The sequence below is a fragment of the bacterium genome (assembly GCA_023150945.1).
Taxonomy (GTDB): domain Bacteria; phylum Zhuqueibacterota; class Zhuqueibacteria; order Zhuqueibacterales; family Zhuqueibacteraceae; genus Coneutiohabitans.
In genome coordinates, this window is sequence record JAKLJX010000058.1 from 395 (window position 1) to 1060 (window position 666).

Consider the following 666-nt stretch of genomic DNA (forward strand, 5'->3'; position numbering starts at 1 on the left):
GAGCAGGCCATCAGCGACGAACGGAAAGAAACGATTGAAATGCGAACGCGCGAGGACGCGACGAAATGATGGGCTTATATATGATTACATGCATTCGTTTCAAAAAAACTTTCACGCAAAGACGCGAAGACGCAAAGAATCCGCAAAGCTTTTCTTTGCGGTGCCTTTGCGACTCTGCGTCTTTGCGTGCGCTTTTGATCTAGCTTTCACCTCCAAACAGGAAAGACAAAAACCATGGCAAGAAAAGCAAAGAAGATCTTTCATATCACCGGTCGCGTGCTGGACCGCAAAAGCGAGCAAGGCGTTCCCAATTTGCGCGTTGAGGCGTGGGACAAAGACGCGATTATCGACGATTTCGTCGGCAGCGACGTAACGGGTGAGCGCGGCGTTTTCGAGATAAAATTCGACCAATCTCACTTCCGCGAGCTGTTTTCGGATAAGCAGCCCGACCTCTATTTCAAGGTCTTTAGCGATGACAAGCTCATCAAAAGCACCGAAAAGTCGGTTCTGTGGAACGTCAAAAATCCGGAAACGGAAATCGTCATCGAAGTGAATATGCCAGCCGAAAAACCGGAGCCAGATGGGAAACCGCAGCCATTCAAGGTGGCCGGCCTGGTTCGCCGCTTCGACGGTGCGCCGCTGGTCGGGACATTGGTGCGCGCGTTC

General features: G+C 51.5%; 1 protein-coding gene. It reads left to right on the forward strand.

Going from position 1 to position 666, the window contains the following annotated elements; genetic code table 11:
• Positions 1-234: 234 nt before the first annotated feature.
• A partial coding sequence (locus L6R21_27990; GenBank protein MCK6563048.1) for a hypothetical protein occupies positions 235-666 on the forward strand: 432 nt, incomplete at its 3' end.